Origin of the sequence: Bacteroides nordii, assembly GCF_019930665.1 — a bacterium.
Taxonomy (GTDB): domain Bacteria; phylum Bacteroidota; class Bacteroidia; order Bacteroidales; family Bacteroidaceae; genus Bacteroides; species Bacteroides nordii.
On record NZ_CP082886.1, the window covers coordinates 4,061,979 to 4,084,117 of the forward strand.

Sequence of the window (22,139 nt, forward strand, 5' to 3'; positions counted from 1 at the left end):
GCACGGGAGGAGAGGCTCGAACTCCCGACACCCGGTTTTGGAGACCGGTGCTCTACCAACTGAGCTACTCCCGTTTGTACATGATCAGTTCCCGATTTACACCGGGAACTGATCATGTTTATTTAATATTAGTCAAGAATTTCAGTAATCTGACCAGCACCTACCGTACGTCCACCTTCGCGGATAGCGAAACGAAGACCCGGATTCAATGCTACCGGATAGATCAATTCTACAGTGATAGTTACGTTATCACCCGGCATTACCATTTCAGTTCCTTCCGGAAGAGTGATCTCACCTGTACAGTCCATAGTACGCAGATAGAACTGAGGACGATATTTGTTGTGGAATGGAGTGTGACGTCCACCTTCTTCTTTCTTCAGGATATAAACCTCTGCTTTAAATCTTGAGTGAGGTTTGATCTGACCTGGTTTACAAAGAACCATACCACGTTTGATTTCATTCTTATCAACGCCACGGAGCAATAAACCTACGTTATCACCAGCTTCACCCTGATCCAGCAATTTGCGGAACATTTCAACACCAGTTACAACAGATTTCTTATCTTCACCCAAACCAAGGATTTCAACTTCGTCACCTACATGGATAACACCAGTTTCGATACGACCAGTTGCTACAGTACCACGACCTGTAATAGAGAACACGTCTTCTACAGGCATCAAGAAAGGTTTATCAACATCACGCGGAGGCAATGGAATCCAGTTATCAACTGCATCCATCAGTTCCATAACTTTATCTTCCCATTTTTCAACACCGTTCAATGCGCCAAGAGCAGAACCACGGATGATAGGAGTATTGTCACCATCGAAATCGTAGAATGAAAGAAGCTCTCTCATTTCCATTTCAACAAGTTCCAACATTTCTTCGTCGTCTACCATATCGCACTTGTTCAAGAACACAACCAAACGAGGTACGTTTACCTGACGAGCCAACAGGATGTGTTCGCGAGTCTGAGGCATCGGACCATCAGTTGCAGCACAAACGATAATAGCACCATCCATCTGAGCAGCACCAGTTACCATGTTCTTTACGTAGTCAGCGTGACCCGGACAGTCTACGTGTGCATAGTGACGGTTAGCTGTTTGATATTCAACGTGAGAAGTATTGATAGTAATACCTCTTTCTTTTTCTTCAGGTGCGTTATCGATAGAATCGAAAGAACGCAATTCAGAAAGACCTTTCTTAGCCAACACAGTAGTGATAGCAGCTGTCAACGTTGTCTTACCGTGGTCTACGTGACCGATTGTACCAATGTTTACGTGCGGTTTGGTACGTTCAAATTTCTCTTTAGCCATAGCTTTACTTGTTATTTATTTGATTAATAATCAGCATTTACATCCTTTTATGAGCTGTTACCGGGATTTGAACCCGGGACCTCTTCCTTACCAAGGAAGTGCTCTACCACTGAGCTATAACAGCAAGAAAAAAGAGAGCGGAAGACGGGGCTCAAACCCGCGACCCTCAGCTTGGAAGGCTAATGCTCTATCAACTGAGCTACTTCCGCGTCTGCCAAAGTTAACACTCTGTCTTCTTGTTTGTGGGCAAAGATGGATTCGAACCACCGAAGTCGAAAGACAGCAGATTTACAGTCTGCCCCATTTGGCCACTCTGGTATTTGCCCTTAATTAGTTGAAAGTTGAGAGTTAAAAACTACGATATAATTTATTAAATCCAACATCAACATTTTTTTCAATTTAAACAAAGTTTCCAATTTCGTCGTTCATCAATAAAAGTTATTTAAAACATTCAACTTTGAACTCTCAACTCTCAACTTCTTCGAGCCTCTTGTCGGATTCGAACCAACGACCCCGAGATTACAAATCACGTGCTCTGGCCAACTGAGCTAAAGAGGCAACTACTCAAAAAATGCAACCGTCACGTTCTAACGCGAGCGAAACGGCTGCAAATTTAGTTATTTATTTCTTTCCCGCAAAACTTTTGCGAACTTTTTATTTACTACGTTGTTTTTCCTTGTATTTAACCAGTTGTTTTCCGAGAGCTTCCACGCTCACGTCAATAGCCTCTTCAAATGTATCGCAAATTTTACTCGCATAAAACTCCCCATTCGGAACAAGCACTTTCACTCCGGCCTCCTTATTTTCTGCCGTTTCTGGTTTTACTACCTTTAATGACACCTCTACTTTCTTTATATCTTCGTAATATTTCTCCAACTTAGACACTTTCTTCTGAATGAAAGCCTGCAATTGTTCTGTTGCATCAAAGTGAATCGATTGAATTCTAATTTCCATACTTACCTCCTTTTTTAAGCTCGTGGATGAGCTTGTTTATACACTTTTTTAAGTTCCTCAAAAGTAGTGTGCGTATAAATTTCAGTAGTAGCCAAACTACTATGCCCAAGAAGTTCTTTAACAGCTCCCAACTCCGCTTCATTATTCAGCATTGTTGTAGCAAATGTATGCCTTAACACATGAGGACTTCTCTTTTTAAGCGTCACCACCTTTGATAGGTTCCGTTTCACTAAATTATAGACCAGATTTTTATAAAGCCGTTCGCCATTCTCTTTTACAAAAAAAGCATCAGACACTTTTTGAATCTGCCCGTTTCGTACATCGACATATTTACGCATTTCTTCCTTCAGCTCTTCACCAAAAGGAATCAGGCGCTGTTTATTCCTCTTTCCCGTCACTTTCAACAGAGAAGCTGAAAAATCCACATCCACATCATCAAGACCAATCAATTCCGAAAGCCTCATGCCAGTAGCATAAAACATTTCAATAATCAAATGATCCCGACATCCTTTAAATCCCTCACCAAAATCCGTCTCATCCAATAATTTATCCATTTCGTTCTCTTTCAAAAAAGAAGGAAGGGGCTTTTTGTTTTTTGGACCTGTTATTTTTCGTAACGGATCCACCACTACCTCACCTCGTTTTAAAAGGAATTTATAGAACGACCGGAGCGAACTTAGTTTACGATTTACAGAAGTCGAAGTATACCCCTTATCCATCAACGAAACAATCCATTCACGAATAAGTTCAGGTTTTACTTCTATTGGATTAAACTCTCCAATCTCATCCTGAGCGAACTCCTTTAGTTGAGAAATATCTTCACCGTAAGCTAAAACGGTTTTTTCAGAATAATTCCGCTCATACCGGAGATAATCAAGAAAAGAGTCTGTCAACATAACATCGTTACATCTATAATTTTGCAACGAATATATGAAAAGAAATCAATAATTCAAAGGAAATTACGAATTATTAATCTTCTACTTGCTGAAGTTGCTGAACATAAACGGCACGTTCTTTCTTAAGTCTTTTAGTCACAGAAGGTTTATCAAACTGCTGTCTGCTTCTTAATTCTTTAACGATACCGGTTTTTTCAAATTTTCTCTTAAACTTCTTCAGCGCTTTTTCAATGTTTTCGCCTTCTTTTACAGGTACTACAATCATTTTATTACTATTAATATGTTATGGTTTAAAATTTCCGCAGTCAAATTGCGCCGCAAAATTACACATACTTTCTTTATTCACAAAACTTTCGGCAATTATTTCTCAAAATCGGTGCATATGCATCACCTTACAAGCTATTTCCGAAGAAAAATAGTACCTTTGGGGGAAACTTATAATACCTATATTAATATGAAGCAAACGATTAACGAACGCATACAAGCACTGCGATTGATCCTCAAAAGCAAATCAATTAGTGCCTTCATTATCCCAAGTACCGATCCGCATCTCAGTGAATATGTAGCTCCGCACTGGAAAATACGTGAATGGATTTCAGGTTTCACCGGTTCAGCCGGAACAGTAGTTATACTGGATGATAAAGCCGGATTATGGACAGACTCCCGATATTTTTTGCAGGCTGCCCAACAATTGGAAGGTACAGACATTACTTTATATAAAGAGATGTTGCCGGAAACGCCCACAATTACAGATTTTTTATGCCAAAATATCAAACCTGGAGAGACGATAGGTATCGATGGAAAAATGTTTTCAGTGGAGCAGGTAGAACAAATGAGAAGAAAGCTCGAAGCCGAAAACATTCATTTGGAAATCTGTGGTGATCTATCAGTAGAAATATGGAAAGAACGCCCAGGCATGCCCAATACACCTGCTTTCATATACGAACTCAAATATGCAGGAAAAAGTTGTCAGGAAAAAATTGAGGCAATCCGTACAAAATTAAAAATGCAGGGAACAGATGGTTTATTCCTTTCAAGCCTGGACGAAATAGCCTGGACTCTAAACCTCAGAGGAAGTGATGTACATTGCAATCCGGTAGTCATCAGCTATTTACTGATTACACAAAACAATATAACTTATTTCATCTCATCAGAAAAAATAACCGAAGAGGTAGGAAATTACCTGAAAGCGCAACAGATAAACATACAACCTTATGATGAAGTTGAGAATTATCTGAGAAAATTGAACATAAAAAGCTTGTTACTTAATCCGTCCAAAACGAATTATGCCATCTATTCGGCAATAAATCCAGCTTGCAATATCATTTATGGAGAATCGCCCATAACATTACTAAAAGCAGTCCGCAACGAACAGGAGATTGCCGGAATTCATGCTGCAATGCAACGAGATGGAGTGGCATTGGTACGTTTCCTTAAATGGTTGGAGGAGGTAGTACCTTCAGGATTGGAAACAGAACTCACTATAGATAAAAAGCTACATGAATACCGTGCTGCCCAAGCGCTTTACATGGGTGAAAGTTTTGACACCATTGCCGGGTACAAAGAACACGGAGCAATCGTACATTACTCAGCTACCTTAGAGACAGATGCAACCTTACTTCCGAAAGGCTTTTTACTTTTGGATTCGGGTGCACAGTATCTAGATGGCACAACAGATATTACCCGTACCATTGCCTTAGGCGAGTTGACCGAGGAAGAGAAGATTGATTATACATTGATACTCAAAGGGCACATAGCACTCGCCATGGCTAAGTTTCCTACAGGAACCCGCGGAGCCCAACTGGACGTCTTGGCACGAATGCCGATATGGCAACATAAAATGAACTTTCTGCACGGTACCGGCCATGGTGTAGGTCACTTCCTCAGTGTACACGAAGGACCACAAAGTATTCGTATGAATGAAAACCCTGTTATTCTCCAGCCCGGCATGGTGACATCCAACGAACCGGGAGTATACAAAGCCGGAAGCCATGGTATCCGCACAGAGAATCTGACACTGGTACGCAAGGCAGGCGAAGGAATGTTTGGCGATTATCTGGAATTTGAAACAATCACCCTCTGCCCTATTTGCAAAAAGGGAATCATCAAAGAGATGCTAACCACCGAAGAGGTGTCATGGCTGAATACATATCATCAAAAAGTGTACGAAAAACTATCACCGGATTTAAACGAGGAAGAAAAGAAATGGTTACAGGAAGCAACAGCAGCAATTTAATAATTATAGAGAAATATGGCTTTAATAAAATCAGTTAGAGGATTTATCCCTGAAATAGGCGAGAACTGCTTTCTCGCTGATAATGCTGTGATCATCGGCGACGTAAAAATGGGACGTGACTGTAGTATATGGTTCAGTACCGTGTTGCGCGGTGATGTAAATTCTATCCGTATAGGTAACGGAGTGAACATACAGGATGGAAGTGTACTACACACCTTATATGAAAAATCAACCATCGAAATTGGTGATCATGTTTCAGTAGGCCACAATGTAACAATTCACGGAGCCACCGTAAAAGACTATGCCTTAATAGGAATGGGCTCTACCCTACTCGATCACACTGTAATTGGTGAAGGTGCCATCGTAGCAGCAGGTTCATTAGTATTAAGCAATACCATTATTGAACCCGGGAGTATATGGGGAGGTGTACCTGCCAAGTTTATAAAAAAGGTAGATCCGGAGCAAGCAAAAGAGCTAAATCAAAAAATAGCTCACAACTACCTGATGTACTCTTCCTGGTATAAGGAAAAAGAATAAAAAAGTGAGAGATAACCCGTAAAAAGTTATCTCTCACTTTTTTTTTATATACCAACTTAAAACCTGTTTTAAACTTTCCTCACAAAAGTTTTTACTCAGTTCGTTTTGAGCAAAATTTAAGCAAGCTCCTACTAAAAGTTAATCATATGTAGTATCCGGTCGGTTGCCCCGGCATTACTTGTAACGTAATATCCGGCATTGGCTCCGGTCTCGCGCAGAAAAACCTCATCAGAAAACATCTTATCCAACAAAGTTTTCAACTCTTCATAATCCTTGATAGAATAGGCGCCTTTTGCTTCCAATAATTGCATAGCCTCCATAAACTTCTGATACCTAGGACCAAATATGACGGGAATACCATAAACAGCAGCTTCCAGTGTATTATGGATACCTACTCCAAAACCACCTCCGATATAAGCAATCTCTCCATAACGATAAATAGACGATAACAATCCATAGCAGTCTATTAACAGGCAGTCCGCTTTCAACACATTTTTTTCGTCAGCACGGGTATAGCGCACATATGGCCGTTTCAATTTACTGATAATTTCTACCAAATGATTTTCATCAATAACATGCGGAGCAATAATAAGTTTCATTTCCGGATGAGTATTGAAATATTCCAGAAACAGATCTTCATCAGGTCCCCAGGAACTTCCGGCGACAAAAGTCAACGACTGCCCCTTAAACATCTTGACCAATGGCAAATCTTTTGCCTCTTCACGTATTTGCAACACACGGTCAAAGCGAGTATCACCTACTACTGTCACACGTGTAATACCGATCTTTGACAAATACCGTTTCGAGGTTTCATTCTGCACAAACAGATGATCGAAATCTTTCAGTACATCACGATACGTTCCACCATACCATTTAAAAAATATCTGATCCCTACGAAAAATAGAAGAAACACTATATATCGGAATACGGCGTTTATGCATTTCATCCAGATAGTTCTTCCAGAATTCATATTTTATGAAAAATGCCATACAAGGATTCACAATATCCAGGAACTTCTTCACATTACGAGGTTTATCGAATGGTAAATAGCAAACAATATCCGCTCCGCGATAGTTCTTACGTACTTCATATCCCGAAGGAGAAAAAAAGGTAAGAAGTATCTTATAATCCGGATATTTTTCCCTGATTTTTTCAATAAGAGGCCGTCCCTGTTCAAACTCACCTAAAGATGCAGCATGAAACCATATATAACGGGCATCCTTCTCCACCTGCTGACGGAGAAGTTCATACACCACCCAATGGCCTTTCATCATTTTTCGGGGTTTCCGACTAAATGGAGCGGCCAGATGGACTACAATGTCGTAAATGACTATTGCCAGATCGTAGAGCATATCGTGTATGTATTGTATTACTTCAGAACCTCTACGGCACGCTTCATACGAGCCACTGTTTCTTCCTTACCCAATACCCAGGAAATATCGAACATATGCGGGCCTTTGCCTTCTCCAACCAATGTCAGACGGAATGCATTCATAATATTGCCGGTATGATACTCCTTTTCCGCAATCCAGTCCATCACAATTTTCTCTTGTCCTTCAATGCTGAAATCATCAATGCCAGCCAGCACTTCTGCCAACTCGGTCATGCACTTAGCAGAATCTTCCTTCCAGCGTTTTTTCACCGTCTTTTCGTCATATTCCGCAGGTGCAACAAAGAAAAAGCTGCAAACATCCCATAACTCACGAACAAAACTTACACGGTCTTTCATCATACCTACCACAGTCACCACCTTTTCAAAAGGAGCTTCCACACCATGCTCTTTCAGGATAGGAATAAAGAGTCCGGCTATTTCCTCATTGGATTTCTGTTGAATATACTGATGGTTGAACCAGATGCCTTTTTTATAGTCAAATTTAGCACCCGACTTACTGCAACGATGCAAATCAAAAAGCCGGATTAGTTCATCCATAGACATCACTTCCTGATCATTACCCGGATTCCATCCCAACAAAGCAAGGAAATTAATCACTGCCTCAGGCAGATAACCGGCTTCACGATAACCTGATGACGCCTCACCCGTCTTTGGGTCGTGCCATTCGAGTGGAAATACCGGAAAACCAAGACGGTCACCATCGCGTTTACTCAATTTACCATTACCTTCAGGTTTAAGCAACAAAGGCAGGTGAGCAAATGCAGGCATTGTATCTTCCCATCCAAAAGCAAGGTATAGCAATACGTGCAAAGGTGCAGAAGGCAACCATTCTTCACCACGGATCACATGAGAAACTTCCATCAAATGGTCGTCCACAATGTTTGCCAGATGATAAGTGGGAAGTTCATCGGCCGATTTATAAAGTACTTTATCATCCAGAATAGATGAATTAATAATCACTTCCCCCCGAATGAGATCATTGACATGTACATCCTCATTGGGTTCTATTTTAAAACGAACCACATATTGTTTGCCTTCAGCAATCAACGCATCGACTTCATCTTTTGAAAGAGTCAGTGAATTACGCATCATACCCCGTGTAGAAGCATCATACTGAAAATTTGCTATTTCAGCACGCTTAGCATCCAACTCTTCGGGAGTATCAAAAGCAATATAGGCCTTGCCATTGTCCAGCAATATTTTTACATACTTCTTGTATATTTCGCGGCGTTCAGATTGACGGTATGGTCCATGCTCTCCTCCAAAACTGACTCCTTCATCAAAATGAATTCCAAGCCATTTGAAAGACTCAAGGATATATTCTTCCGCACCGGGTACAAAACGGTTTGAATCAGTATCTTCAATGCGGAAAATCATATCCCCTCCATGCTGACGAGCAAAGAGATAATTATACAAAGCTGTACGCACACCACCGATGTGCAATGCTCCCGTAGGACTCGGAGCAAAGCGAACTCTTACTTTTCTTTCTGCCATAATTTGCGTTAGTATAGGTAAATCGTGGCAAAATTAAACTTTTTTTTCCACACGATTGTTTTTTTTTGTACTTTTCGCAAAAAATTCAGAGGATATGAATCATCTCAAGAAAAAAAACAGCTTCTCTTACAGAGATTTGTTATACAAAGCACTGATATTTGTAGCTACGGTAGCAGTTATTGTATACTTCCTACCCCGCGATAACAAATTCAACTATCAGTTTGACACTAACAAACCTTGGAGATACGGGCAACTGATAGCTACATTCGGCTTTCCTATTTATAAAGATGATGCAGTAGTAAAACGGGAGCAGGATAGTCTGCTTGCTTCCTTTCAGCCTTATTATCAATCAAATAAGGATGTAGAAAAAGATGCACTCATCAAGTTAAAGGAGAATTATCAGAATCATCTTAAAGGAATTCTGCCTTCCTATGATTATATCCGTTACATCGAACGAACGTTGAAAGATATTTATGCTGCCGGCATTGTTTCGACAGAAGATGCTCAAAAACTGGATAAAGACAGTACGACAGCCATTATGAAGATAGATGATAAAATGGCCGAATCACAACTTACCGCCAATATCTATACTTTAAAAGAAGCATACGAACATCTGCTTTCTGCAGATACAGCTCATTACAACAGGGACATTTTGCGTCAATGTGCTCTCAACGAATACATATCCCCTAACCTGACTTATGACCAAAAACGCACACAAACGGTAAAAGAAGACATCCTGGACAACTATTCATGGACCAGTGGAGTGGTAGTGAGCGGACAAAAAATCATTGACCGTGGTGAAATAGTCAGTCCGAAAACATACAGTATCTTAGAATCTCTCCGAAAAGAGTCGATTAAACGAAGTGAATCATTGGGACAGAAACAACTTATACTGGCAGGTCAAATACTCTTTGTCAGTATTCTCACTCTTTGCTTTATGCTTTATCTGGAGCTCTTCCGGAAAGACTACTATCAACGAAAAGGCAGTTTATCCCTACTATTTATATTAATTGTATTCTACAGCGTAATCACTGCACTAATGGTGACGCACAGTATATTTAATGTGTATATCCTGCCATATGCCATGCTTCCCATTATCATACGGGTATTTCTCGATTCCCGAACCGCTTTTCTGACGCATGTCATTACAATATTGATTTGTTCGATAGCGTTGCGGTTTCCTCATGAATTTATATTAACACAACTGGCGGCAGGTCTGGTGGCTATCTTCAGTTTGCGGGAACTTTCACAAAGGTCTCAACTGTTTCGAACTGCTGTCTTAGTAATACTCACTTACGCAGCCGTTTACTTTGCATTTGAACTGATAACAGAAAATGACCTCGCGAAGTTAAACGTAAGAATGTATACCTATTTTATTATTAATGGCATTTTACTATTATTTGCTTATCCATTATTGTTCCTTCTGGAAAAGACATTCGGATTCACTTCCAATGTAACTCTGGTGGAATTATCAAATATCAATAATGATCTGCTTCGCCAAATGTCTGAAACAGTCCCCGGTACATTCCAGCACTCTATGCAAGTAGCCAATCTTGCCGCAGAGGCCGCCATCCGCATTGGAGCAAAAAGCCAGTTAGTACGAACCGGAGCCTTGTATCACGACATCGGCAAAATGGAAAATCCGGCATTCTTCACAGAGAATCAATCCGGAGGAATTAACCCACACAAAAATCTGAATTACGAACAAAGTGCACAAGTCGTCATCAATCATGTAACAGACGGACTAAAGCTGGCAGAAAAACATAATCTTCCGAAAGTTATAAAAGATTTCATCAGCACTCATCACGGACGAGGTAAAACAAAGTTCTTCTACATATCCTGGAAAAACGAACATCCCGATGAAGAACCTGATGATGAAAAGTTCACCTATCCGGGTCCAAACCCTTTCTCTAAAGAAACTGCTATACTGATGATGGCGGACGCCGTAGAGGCAGCTTCACGCAGTTTGCCCGAATACACGGAAGAAAGTATCAGCAACCTGGTAGAAAAGATAATCGATTCTCAGATTGAGGAGGGATATTTCAAAGAATGCCCCATCACTTTCAAGGATATCGCAACTGTAAAAGCTGTATTCAAAGAAAAATTGAAAACAATTTACCACACACGTATCAGTTATCCGGAATTAAAAAAATGAAAATGACATCAAAGGAACAAAAACAGGCCGAAAAGCTGTTGCAACGTAACGGTATAGGGTTTCACGATATCGGGAGTTTTAGTTTTATGAAACGATATTATCAGATGCCACGTAAAAGTAACCTGATATCAAAAGACAAATATGGCGCCGGAGTACTCACTTTACATTTGAATAAAGGTACAACAAAAGCGATCTACCTTCCTTTATATCGCCATCCAACAGCCGTTATCCACTATTTGTTATCCCGGGAAATACCTTTCGAGAACTATAAACCAGGAAAAAGAGAAGCAGGGATAACCATCCCGGAAAAGAAATACCGCCGTTCGTCATTGTACCTCCTTTATTTTGCTCCTTTATTTATCGTATTTGCAATATTAGGATGCAAGATGATTGTGTCAGGCATATTATGGGGAATTATTCCGGGAATACTCTCCCTTATCCTCAGTACTTTTCTGTTGTATGCATTGCTCACCCGCTTTGGATATCTGACTCTTGATAATGATAGCCTTACGGTACATAGCATCGGGCGAACCGTGACTTTTCCTTATAGTAGCCTGCGGAAAGTAAACTTTGACTATGCCCGTGAACGGACCTTTACCTACAATATGGAGGTATTGGACCAGGACTATAACTATTATCTGTATTATATAGGAAGGGTTCCGCGTAGAAAACTGAAAGAAATTACAGAACACTTGCTTCAGGCTGGTATTGATACTACCTGCTACATAGAGACAGATAAACGTTACTATCAGGATAACTATAGCAAACATTAGTTCTCACAATGAATATCCAAATAAATAGCACATTACAGTTTGTAAACATAAAAAACAGTGAATAAGCTGAGAAATCTAAAAGCAACTCTTACCCCCCAAAAAACACTACAATTAAGCCTCTCCATAAAACACTGTATATCAACACATTGAATAAACTTTTTTCCTCATAGAGGAACGCTTCGTTTCTCTACGGGTTTCACCCTATTTGTCGTAGAGAAACGTCTCTTTCCTCTACGACAAACGGTATGAATATCCATAAGAGTTTACATAGAATCACAAAAGCCTCGTAAATTTTCACTGAATATTGTAATTAACATCTACCAACATTATGAACTTGAGATTTAATGACTTAATACAGTTTTACTTTACACCGTTTTAACATTATAAAAATTCATATGGCAAGTAAAGTATCTCCTCGTTGTAGGTATAGTTTAGATTTTAAACTTAAAGTATTAAGTGATTATTATCGTTCTGGTTTGACCAAATATTTCATCGAGCAGCGAGATGGTTTGGTTCATGGGAGTATTTACAGATGGGAAAAAGCCTTGATATTGTCTGCAAAAGACTTATCTTTGTCCCAGGATTTATTATCTCAAATAGAAACGATGCGCAAAGCGAAAGAAAAAAAGTCCCAAGTAACCTCTTCCTTATCTAAGGAAGAAGAGTTGCAGGCGGAGTTACTTCGTCTTCGTAAAGCTTTGGAATACTCCGAACTTCGCAATGAGGCTCTGTCTGAAGTCTTAAAAATCGGTCGTGAAGAATACGGCATCGATTTATTAAAAAAAGCTGGCGCCAAGCAGTAAATACCCTTCGGCACAGGCATCCAAAGATTTCCATCGGAAGCCTGTGCTCACTGTTTGGTAAGAGTAGAGAAGGGTATTATTCAGTAAGTACGCAAGTACTTTCAGACCGTATTCTCACGGAGGTCAAAGTCGCCCAACTTGTACGCGAAATCAGGTCATCAGCACCCGGTATTGGTGCCTATAAGTTATTTCTGATCCTAAAGGAAGTATATGAGGGGAAGTTGATGGGGCGGGACAGTTTTTATAACCTGCTCCGTCGCAAAGGTCTCATGCTTTCTCCTTTGAAAAGGCGTCATACTACCAACTCCAACCATAACTATCGGAAGTATAAAAACCTGATAAAAGACTATAAGCCAAAGACTTTAAATCGTTTATGGGTGGCAGATATTACTTATATTGAAACAGATGCCGGTGTTTGCTATCTCCACTTGCTTACAGATGCCTTTACTCATGAAATAGTGGGTTGGATCCTATCCGGTAGTCTCGTTGCAGATAACACTTTAGAAGCACTTAATCAAGCTATTGCTATGTTTCCTGATACCGATTTCAGTAAATTGATTCATCATTCTGACAGAGGATCACAGTATTGTTGTAACAGATATGTTGAGAGATTGAAAGAAATGCAAATCTCTATCAGCATGACGGAAGATAGTAACCCTACTGACAATGCGATAGCCGAGCGGGTTAATGGTATTATTAAACAGGAGTGGCTATACCGTCAGAAACGTCCAAAAGACATTGTTGAAGCTAGAAGTAAGATAACGGAAATCATTGACTTCTACAATAATGTGCGACCACATATGAGCAATAACATGAAAACGCCCAAAGCTATGAGAGCAAGTGTAGCCGCTTAACGCTCTTTGGAGGCTTCGCGCCTCCAGCCGCTAAGGCGAACCGCCGCGGTGTTTTTCATAATATGATTTGCAGGATAGTCAATAAATAGCTAATTTAGAAGCTGGAAAAATACACTGTTTATGGGATGTATTGATTTATGATCGGAAAGACGAGCAGGTAAGATAATCAATAAGGTATTCCTGAAGGTGTAAAGTGAAACAGTAAAACAATCAAGAAACTGTGAAGGAAAACAGTAGATATTAACCAAAATGTGTAAAGTGAATACAGGCATAGTCATAATGTAGCTCCCTGCATGATAAGAGTGTACACTTTTATATAACAAGAATGTACATTCTTACAGTGCAAGGTTGTACATTCTTGCATAACTAAAATGTACACCTCCAAAAGCACTGGTTATCAACAAATTACAAAACACCCATCATAAAGTGATAAGAAATTTATATTTAAGATAAACAATGAATGACAAGCCAGCCAGACTGCTAAAATAAGACAATAATTGTATACAAAGAAAAAACATGTGCAGAATAATTTTCAAAAATAAAATAGAGCATTATTTTTGTAGCATCTAATTTTCTATGTTTTTTATCTTGTATTTTAGTAGAAAAATGTAAAATACAGAAATTTAATTCAATACACAAAACGATCATGAAAAAAACGTTTCGAGGTATGAGACAGAGTAGAGTAGTCTTTCTGGCTCTAACAATTTCATTAAGCCATGCACCCATTACAATGCATGCTCTATGTAAAAAAACAAACTTATCCCAAGTAGTATCCCACCATCAGCCAGCCATTACGAGTGCACGAATGATTAACCTCACTACCGTAGAGGTTTTGCGCTCTGACACTACGCTCCTGAATATCGATTTTTATGGAGCTAACATTTTCCGTATGTTTCAGGATAACTCCGGAGGTATCATCCGCGATCCTCAGGCAAGCCCGGAAGCACAGATCTTAGTTAACACTCCCCGAAGACAAGCAGGACAAATAACATTGAGCGATAAAAACGGAACCATTGACATTGCCACTAATCGCGTCCGGATATCCATAGACAAGCAGACGGGATTATTTAAGATAATAAACCTTATAGAGAACAAAGTAATAACAGAAACCACGGCACCGGTAGAGTTTTCCGGTAAGCATACCAAACTTTCATTGAAAGAAAGTCCTGAAGAATATTTTTATGGTGGTGGAGTACAAAACGGACGATTTTCACATAAAGGAAAGATTATTGCCATCGAAAACACGAATAATTGGACAGATGGCGGAGTGGCTTCACCAACCCCCTACTACTGGTCGACAAACGGATACGGAATAATGTGGCATACATTCAAAAAAGGTAAATACGATTTTGGGGCTACACAAAAAGGTATCGTACAACTATCTCATGATACGGACTATCTGGATTTATTTTTCATGATAAATAGTACTCCGGTAGCTTTATTGAACGATTTTTACCAGCTGACCGGCAACCCGGTCCTGTTACCCAAATTCGGATTTTATGAAGGTCATCTGAATGCCTACAATCGCGACTATTGGAAAGAAGACGAAAAGGGTATTCTTTTTGAGGATGGCAAAAAATATAAAGAAAGCCAAAAAGACAATGGAGGGATTAAAGAATCACTGAATGGTGAAAAAAACAATTATCAGTTCTCAGCCCGTGCCGTCATCGACCGCTATAATGCATATGACATGCCACTGGGATGGGTTCTTCCTAATGATGGCTATGGTGCAGGATACGGGCAAACCGGAACACTGGATGGAAACATACAGAATTTAAAAGAGTTCGGTGATTATGCACGCAAACATGGAGTTGAAATTGGCCTGTGGACACAATCTGATTTACACCCCAAAGCAGGTATCGAAGCCCTCCTGCAACGTGATATTGTAAAAGAGGTGCGCGATGCCGGTGTACGCGTACTGAAAACCGATGTCGCATGGGTAGGTGCAGGTTATTCATTCGGACTAAATGGCGTAGCAGATGTAGGTGCCATCATGCCTTATTATGGTAACAATGCCCGTCCTTTCATTATTTCACTGGATGGCTGGGCAGGTACCCAGCGCTATGCCGGTATATGGTCAGGCGACCAGACCGGCGGTGAATGGGAATATATCCGTTTCCACATCCCGACTTATATAGGTTCCGGTCTTTCGGGACAACCGAACATTTGTTCGGATATGGATGGCATATTCGGAGGAAAAAATGTACCGGTCAATGTACGCGATTTCCAATGGAAAACTTTCACTCCGATGCAATTGAATATGGACGGATGGGGAGCCAATCCCAAATATCCGCATATCCTGGGCGAGCCGGCAGCTTCTATCAACCGCTGGTATCTGAAAATGAAATCCGAATTCATGCCCTATGCCTATAGTATCGCCAAAGAAGCAATAAATGGAAAGCCAATGATTCGGGCTATGTTTCTCGAATATCCCAACAAATATACTTTGGGAACAGCTACCCGTTATCAGTTTATGTATGGCCCGTCCGTACTGGTAGCCCCCATCTACCAAAATACGAAGGCAGATAAAGAAGGTAACGACGTACGAAATGGTATTTATCTTCCGGAAGGAAACTGGATCGACTATTTCACAGGTGAACAATATGCAGGAGATTGCATTATTAACAATTTCGATACTCCGCTCTGGAAGCTTCCGGTTTTCATCAAACAAGGAGCAATTCTGCCAATGACAAAACCTCACAACAATGTGAACCAAATAGATAAACACGTACGCATATACGATTTGTATCCCTACGGAAACAGCACGTTCACCGAATACGACGACGACGGTACTACCGAAGCTTACCGCAACGGAGCAGCAACTGCAACACTGATAACTTCGACTGTAGACAAGGACAGAGTAAGAGTTACCATTGCCCCTACTAGTGGCAGTTTTCCGGAAATGGAAAAAGAGAAAGTAACCATATTGAGAATAAACGTAACTGCGAAACCTCAAAAAATAACAGCTAAACAAGGGAATAAAAAGGTGAAGTTAGTCGAGGTAAACTCCTCAGATAGTTTCGATAAAGGAGAGAATGTATATTACTACGAGGCTGCACCAAATATGAACTCGTTTGCAACTCCCGGAACAGATTTTGCCAATATGATCCTTACCAAAAATCCGGTTTTACACATCAAACTAGCCTCTACCGATATTACGGTAAATCCCATAGAAGTAGAAGTTAAGGGATTTGTATACCAACCAGCGAATCGCCATCTGCAATCCACAGGTACACTCACAACTCCCCAAATACAAATAACAGAAGCGCATACAGGACCTTATTCACTTACTCCTTCATGGGATAGAGTAGAAAATGCCGATTATTATGAGATAGAATATAATGGCATGAACTACACCACCATCCGGGATACGGAACTGTTGTTTGAGGATCTGACTCCCGAAACAACGTACGAATTCAAGCTACGCGCTGTAAACAAAGATGGAAAATCAGACTGGAGTACAATTACAGCTACCACAAAATCCAACCCACTGGAATTTGCCATTACAGGTATCCAGGCCGAAACGACTTGTGAGAACCAAAGAAGACAAGGAATTGACAGAATGTTCAATTTTGATGAATCTGACCTCTGGCACACCAAATGGCAGAGTAGTGCCGTCCCATTCGAACTCATTATGGACTTAAGAAGCATCAACGTATTAGATAAATTTGAATACCTGCCCCGTCAGAATGGAGGTAACGGAACCCTACAGAAAGGTATTGTATATTACAGCAGGGATAAAGTCGACTGGCAGGAGGCCGGAACATTTGAGTGGCAAGGCAATGACGTAAAAACATTCATTTTCAAAGACCAGCCTGTAGTCCGATATATAAAAATTGCAGTCAGCGAAGCCGTAGGTAATTTCGGTTCCGGACGCGAATTGTATGTATTCAAAGTTCCCGGTTCCGAAAGCTACATCCCAGGTGATATAAACCTGGATGGAAAACTGGATGAAAATGATCTGACATCCTATATGAACTATACCGGCCTGCGTAAAGGAGATGCCGACTTCGACTATGTCAGTAAAGGAGACCTGAACAACAATGGATTAATCGATACATACGATATCTCCGCAGTAGCCATTGAGTTGGAAGACGGAGTAAGCAGACAGGCTACTCCTCCGGTTGCAGGCAATCTGAGTATCCGGACTACCAAACAAACCTATCATGCAGGTGAAGTTATGGAGGTCATCGTGAAAGGAATCGATTTACAGTCTGTAAATGCTCTTAGTTTTGCATTGCCTTACGATACAAAAGATTGGGAATTTGTTGCAGTAGAAACTCCCAATATGAAAAAAATGAAAAACCTTACTTACGACCGGTTACACACCAACGGGACAAAAGCACTTTATCCCACTTTTGTCAACTTGGGAGAGAAGCCTTACCTGGAAGGAAATGAAGAGTTAATCATTTTAAAGTTCAAAGCCAGACGAGCTGTAAAGTTCAATCTGAAAGCTCAGGATGGAATATTAGTAGACAAGAATATGAATGTTATAAAGGTTGATTTTTAAAATAGAAACTGTCCCTTTTGAAAGACGGTTGCATTTGAATAAAGTGCAACCGTTTTTTTGGTCTAATAGTACTTTGCTTCGAATGCCAGCGGCACTAAAACAAGTAATAATATTGTTCTCCCAAAAACTCGCGGATACGCTTAAGAGCCTTGGTTATCTGAGCTTCTACTGTCTTCACGGATATATTCATTTCATCGGCTATTTCCTGATTAGTCAACTTCTCTTCACGGCTCTTCACAAAGATCTCATGACATCTGCCAGGTAAAGATAAAACAGCCTCTTCTATCAACCGACTTAACTCTTCCATCTCTAATGAACTTCCCATATCCGCCTGAGGAATCTCAGTTCCGCTTATTTCATCTATCGCCAGCGTATTTTTACGGTCTCGCAATGCGTTTAAACATCGATTACGAGCAGTCTGAAACAAATATCCTTTAAAAGTCAGCTTAATCTCTATCTTTTCTCTATTTTCCCAAAGATACATAAAAATATCAATTGCTATCTCTTCCGCATCCTGTTTATTCCCCAGATAGATATACATGAATCGACACAACGCTTCAAAATAGCTATCAAATAATAGCTTAAACGCTTGCTTATCCCCAGATTTGAGCAGTCTTAATAAAAAGATATCATTCATTATTTAGTTCATATTGAGTTCATTTCACAAACATACAAAAAAATAATTTAAAAAAGTGTATAGTATAAATAAGGGTACACTCGAATTCTCGTGTCATAGTATTGTAAACAGCTAAAAACGTTATATGAAAAAAAATATCCCTTGGGATTTAATCATCTCTAAATTAAAAGGCGAACTTACTGCCGGCGACGAACAACTGTTTGAAAAATGGCTGTCCGTTGCAGAAAACAAAGAACTTTTTGAAGAACTTCAGGAAGTTTGGAAGCAAGTACGCGCTAAAGCTGTTGAATATACTGTGAATACGGATTCATGCTGGAACGAGCTAATACGTCGTATGAACGAAAAAGAATTGGCTAAAAAAGAGGAGAAAAAAGTTGTTGGTAATAAGCAGAGCAATAAAGCAATGGTCTTTATACGTAAATATGTAGCCGCAGCTTGTATTCTGGCAACCCTATTTGCATCGGCTTCTTTTTATTTTGGCATGAAAATAGGGCGTCCCGAACTCGCACAGCAGACTTACACAAACTGGGGTGGAAAATCTAAAATAGTACTGCCTGACGGAACCTCCGTATGGGTTCATTCAAAAACAACCGTAGGATATAATACCAATTTTCAGGTAAAAGAAAGAGTGGTGAACCTGACCGGAGAAGCTTATTTTGATGTAACTTACGATAAAAATAATCCTTTTGTAGTACAAATGGATGGCGTAAAAGTAGTAGTACACGGGACTAAATTTAATGTAGAAGCTTTTCCGGAATCGGACAACATCTATGTCAGCCTGCAAAAAGGTTCCGTTTCTTTAGAAACTGCGAACGAACATCATATGTTGCGTCCCGGTGAAGTTGCAACTTACAATAAACGTAACCATGATATTAAAGTAGAAAAAGGAGATGTGAACCTGGCAGTTTCCTGGGCGAATGACCAGATGTTATTCCGAAACAAAAACTTGGGAGAAATTTGCCGATTCTTATCCAAATGGTATAATGTGAAAATAAATCTTTCACCGGAGCTGAAAGATCAGTTCAGATATACGTTTACACTGCGCCATGAACCTCTGGAAGAAATTTTGCGAATTATGTCACGTATACATCCGATAGCATATTCGTTCGATGAGGAAAACGTAGTGACTATTGGTAAAAAATAACAATTCATTAATAAATTAACCGATTGCCAGGTAAAGTTTAATCTCGAGTAAGGATTTGAATGGCAATCTATTAGTTACCTTTTTTAATCTATTAAATAAACAATGATTAGCATTTATGAAAAAAAATGTAAGCTCTGTTCATTGAACATATGGAACATTGCTTTGATCTTATTTGTGCTTTTATTCACATCTTGCAAGGATGACGATACCGATCCCGGACGTGAAGGCTGGATAAGAGTATTACCTCTCGAATTGAATATTCCCGCAAGTGGCGGAAATCAGGAAGTCTATCTGGTAGTAACCGAAGATGTTGATCTTGCCAATGTACAGTTTTCTGTTATCGGAGAAGGAAAAGACTGGTGCTATCCGATGCTGGAAGATAATTTACTAAAAGTAACCTTTGAACCTAATTATTATGAAGAGCCACGCGCTACAGTGATAACACTCACCTATGGAGATCTAAGAAGAGAAATACCTGTAACTCAAGCCGCTTCCAGCGGGTCAGCTGACGTGAAGATAGAAGTAACAAACGCTGAAGCTACCACTGAAGAAGTAGAATCTGAGCAGCGTGGCATCATCAATTCATACGATGGTGATTACATCAGTTATTTCAATTCCAAGTTCGGAGCATTCACCGACTGGCCTTTCCTGATTACATATACATTGAAAGACTGCACATCACTGGATTACATCATTTACCATCCACGTACTGACAATGGAACAAAATACGGTGCTTTCAATGATTTTGAGGTCTGGGTATCTACCGAAGAGAAACCAGAATTCGTGAAAGTAAAAGAATATACTCTGGAAACCAATTATGTTACGGCCACCATTCTGAACTTAAATGAACCGGTAAAGAATGTAAAACAAGTACGCTTCGTTATCAACGCCGCTCACAACAACCGTATTAGTTGTGCTGAAATGGAATTTTTCCGTATAAGTGCTAACAAATACGACTACACCAAAGTATTTACCGATAATACTTGTTCAGAACTGCGTGAAGGAGTCACCGAAACTGATATTCGGAAAATGCCGGGCGAAACATATAAAAAACTGGCAACAGCCCTACTGAATGGTTCCTATAATCCGGAATACAGAGTGGCAGAATATCGTCCGTACCAGAATCCGAATGTAATGGCAGAGGTGAACAAAACCTCTACTTATAGCTTACGCGATAATCCCACTGGCATCTATGTAGAGCAAGGTGAAGAACTGACAGTACTTGTAGGCGATACGAAAGGTCAAAACCTTTCCATGATTGTACAGGATTTGAGATTAGGTTACAACAGTAGCAAATCTTATGCACTGAAAGAAGGAGAAAACACTATAAAAATATTATCCGACGGTTTGGTTTACATTCAGAATCTAACTAATGAAAAAATTCCATTGACATTGGAGACTGAGGCTGACAAGCAAGCTGCTGCAGCTAAAACGGTGAAAATACATTTCCCGTTCGCTAAAGTAAATGGCTACTTCGATGCACAGACCGGTACACAAGCCGAATTTGAAGAAGTACTGCGCAATGCCAAATATCAGGACATCGATGTATTGGGCAAATATGTACACATCACCTGGACAGTGAACGATTATAAAGAAGCCAATACACCGATCCTGGAAGTAATGGATCTGATGGATGAAGTCGTTCGTCTGGAATGGGATTTCATGGGACTGTTCAAATACAATAAATTATTTGGTAACCGCATGTACCTACATGTGGAATACAACAGTAAGAATCCGTATTCAGCTGCCAACCATACAGCCTACTTACCAAGCTACAAAGGGGTATTCTGTACCACTACGGAATTGAAAAGCCGTGTTTGGGTATTAGGTCATGAGATCGGCCATAGCAATCAGACTCGCCCGGGACTGAAATGGACAGGTACTACCGAAGTTACCAATAATATTTGTGCTAACTACGTCAGAGGTGCATTCGGAAAAGGCTCCAGATTAATGGATCAGGATAAGCCGGGTATGACTGTTTACGAAGAAGCCATTCAACGTATTATTGAAGCTGAACAACCCCATTGCCTGGACAATGCTTCTGATGAATATTATGTAAAACTGGTACCTTTCTGGCAATTGAAGCTTTACATTATGGATGTGTTGGGACAAGAAGACTTCTATCGCGATTTGTATGAACATTATCGCACAACTCCGGATCTGGATACTTCAGTTGATACACAAGGTATCTTGCAATTAGACTTTGTTCGTCAGGTATGTAACGGAGCCAAAATAGACTTTCTGGATTTCTTTGAAAAATGGGGGTTCCTCCGTCCGGTGGATAAGACATTCAATGATTACGGTAACAAGAATTTCACAGTAACCCAAAAACAAATCGACGACTTGAAAGCGGAAATCCGGGCAAAGGGTTACAATAAAGCACCGGAGAATTTGTACCTGATTACTGATGAGAACTTTGAATCGTATAAAAAATAAAATC

The 22,139-nt window shown here is 40.1% G+C and carries 16 protein-coding genes and 5 tRNA genes; 9 read left to right on the plus strand and 12 right to left on the minus strand.

All coding sequences use genetic code 11. The features are described from left to right. Position 1: 1 nt before the first annotated feature. The 9 genes from K8P02_RS16050 to rpsU form a co-directional block, all read right to left on the minus strand. Positions 2–74, minus strand: a tRNA-Trp gene (locus tag K8P02_RS16050). Between the two features lie 54 nt (positions 75–128). Further along, positions 129–1,313: an elongation factor Tu gene (tuf, locus tag K8P02_RS16055; RefSeq protein WP_007487391.1), complete on the minus strand. Its 1,185-nt coding sequence runs from the start codon at positions 1,311–1,313 to the stop codon at positions 129–131. Between the two features lie 52 nt (positions 1,314–1,365). Continuing rightward, positions 1,366–1,437: transfer RNA gene (locus K8P02_RS16060), tRNA-Thr, on the minus strand. Positions 1,438–1,449: 12 nt separating this feature from the next. Then, positions 1,450–1,522: transfer RNA gene (locus tag K8P02_RS16065), tRNA-Gly, on the minus strand. 34 nt (positions 1,523–1,556) lie between these two features. Next, positions 1,557–1,639 (minus strand) — tRNA-Tyr (locus tag K8P02_RS16070). 158 nt (positions 1,640–1,797) lie between these two features. Further along, positions 1,798–1,871, minus strand: a tRNA-Thr gene (locus tag K8P02_RS16075). Positions 1,872–1,967: 96 nt separating this feature from the next. After that, positions 1,968–2,267: a ribosome hibernation-promoting factor, HPF/YfiA family gene (gene hpf / locus K8P02_RS16080; RefSeq protein ID WP_002558088.1), complete on the minus strand. Its 300-nt coding sequence runs from the start codon at positions 2,265–2,267 to the stop codon at positions 1,968–1,970. A gap of 14 nt (positions 2,268–2,281) precedes the next feature. Beyond that, the gene (gene xerC / locus K8P02_RS16085; RefSeq protein WP_007487392.1) at positions 2,282–3,163 is read right to left on the minus strand and encodes a tyrosine recombinase XerC; all 882 of its coding nucleotides are present in this window, start codon (positions 3,161–3,163) and stop codon (positions 2,282–2,284) included. Between the two features lie 73 nt (positions 3,164–3,236). Continuing rightward, positions 3,237–3,428, minus strand: coding sequence for a 30S ribosomal protein S21 (gene rpsU / locus K8P02_RS16090; RefSeq protein WP_002558090.1), 192 nt, complete (start codon positions 3,426–3,428; stop codon positions 3,237–3,239). 189 nt (positions 3,429–3,617) lie between these two features. On the opposite strand from rpsU, the gene K8P02_RS16095 reads away from it, so the two are divergent. Beyond that, entirely contained in the window at positions 3,618–5,399 is a 1,782-nt protein-coding gene (locus tag K8P02_RS16095; RefSeq protein WP_025866943.1) for an aminopeptidase P family protein, read from the plus strand. A gap of 15 nt (positions 5,400–5,414) precedes the next feature. Further along, positions 5,415–5,936 carry a gamma carbonic anhydrase family protein gene (locus K8P02_RS16100; RefSeq protein WP_007487394.1) on the plus strand — a complete coding sequence of 174 codons (522 nt, stop codon included), beginning with the start codon at positions 5,415–5,417 and terminating at the stop codon, positions 5,934–5,936. Positions 5,937–6,067: 131 nt separating this feature from the next. Here K8P02_RS16100 and K8P02_RS16105 read toward each other — a convergent pair whose 3' ends face one another. Continuing rightward, positions 6,068–7,288 (minus strand): 3-deoxy-D-manno-octulosonic acid transferase, encoded by a 1,221-nt coding sequence (locus K8P02_RS16105; protein ID WP_007487396.1) that lies wholly within the window; start codon positions 7,286–7,288, stop codon positions 6,068–6,070. 17 nt (positions 7,289–7,305) lie between these two features. After that, entirely contained in the window at positions 7,306–8,823 is a 1,518-nt protein-coding gene (gene gltX, locus K8P02_RS16110; protein ID WP_025866942.1) for a glutamate--tRNA ligase, read from the minus strand. 94 nt (positions 8,824–8,917) lie between these two features. On the opposite strand from gltX, the gene K8P02_RS16115 reads away from it, so the two are divergent. The 5 genes from K8P02_RS16115 (at position 8,918) to K8P02_RS16135 (ending at position 17,918) form a co-directional block, all read left to right on the plus strand. Further along, positions 8,918–10,978 carry an HD family phosphohydrolase gene (locus K8P02_RS16115; protein WP_025866941.1) on the plus strand — a complete coding sequence of 687 codons (2,061 nt, stop codon included), beginning with the start codon at positions 8,918–8,920 and terminating at the stop codon, positions 10,976–10,978. Beyond that, positions 10,975–11,751, plus strand: coding sequence for a hypothetical protein (locus K8P02_RS16120; protein ID WP_223381522.1), 777 nt, complete (start codon positions 10,975–10,977; stop codon positions 11,749–11,751). The genes K8P02_RS16115 and K8P02_RS16120 overlap by 4 nt, the downstream gene beginning before the upstream one ends. 395 nt (positions 11,752–12,146) lie before the next feature. Beyond that, a complete protein-coding gene (locus K8P02_RS16125) occupies positions 12,147–12,554 on the plus strand; it encodes a hypothetical protein (protein WP_002558726.1) in 408 nt (135 codons plus the stop codon). A gap of 41 nt (positions 12,555–12,595) precedes the next feature. Continuing rightward, complete coding sequence (locus K8P02_RS16130; protein ID WP_226812517.1) at positions 12,596–13,408, plus strand: IS3 family transposase; 813 nt, start codon at positions 12,596–12,598, stop codon at positions 13,406–13,408. A 646-nt stretch (positions 13,409–14,054) separates the two neighbouring features. Continuing rightward, the gene (locus K8P02_RS16135) at positions 14,055–17,918 is read left to right on the plus strand and encodes a TIM-barrel domain-containing protein (protein ID WP_025867429.1); all 3,864 of its coding nucleotides are present in this window, start codon (positions 14,055–14,057) and stop codon (positions 17,916–17,918) included. Between the two features lie 94 nt (positions 17,919–18,012). Here K8P02_RS16135 and K8P02_RS16140 read toward each other — a convergent pair whose 3' ends face one another. Continuing rightward, positions 18,013–18,555, minus strand: coding sequence for an RNA polymerase sigma-70 factor (locus tag K8P02_RS16140; RefSeq protein WP_025867430.1), 543 nt, complete (start codon positions 18,553–18,555; stop codon positions 18,013–18,015). 124 nt (positions 18,556–18,679) lie between these two features. Between K8P02_RS16140 and K8P02_RS16145 the strand changes: the two genes are divergently transcribed. Together K8P02_RS16145 and K8P02_RS16150 are read left to right on the plus strand one after the other, a co-directional pair. Beyond that, positions 18,680–19,699 carry a FecR family protein gene (locus tag K8P02_RS16145; RefSeq protein WP_223381524.1) on the plus strand — a complete coding sequence of 340 codons (1,020 nt, stop codon included), beginning with the start codon at positions 18,680–18,682 and terminating at the stop codon, positions 19,697–19,699. 102 nt (positions 19,700–19,801) lie between these two features. Then, positions 19,802–22,135 carry a M60 family metallopeptidase gene (locus tag K8P02_RS16150; protein ID WP_025867431.1) on the plus strand — a complete coding sequence of 778 codons (2,334 nt, stop codon included), beginning with the start codon at positions 19,802–19,804 and terminating at the stop codon, positions 22,133–22,135. Positions 22,136–22,139: the final 4 nt, after the last annotated feature.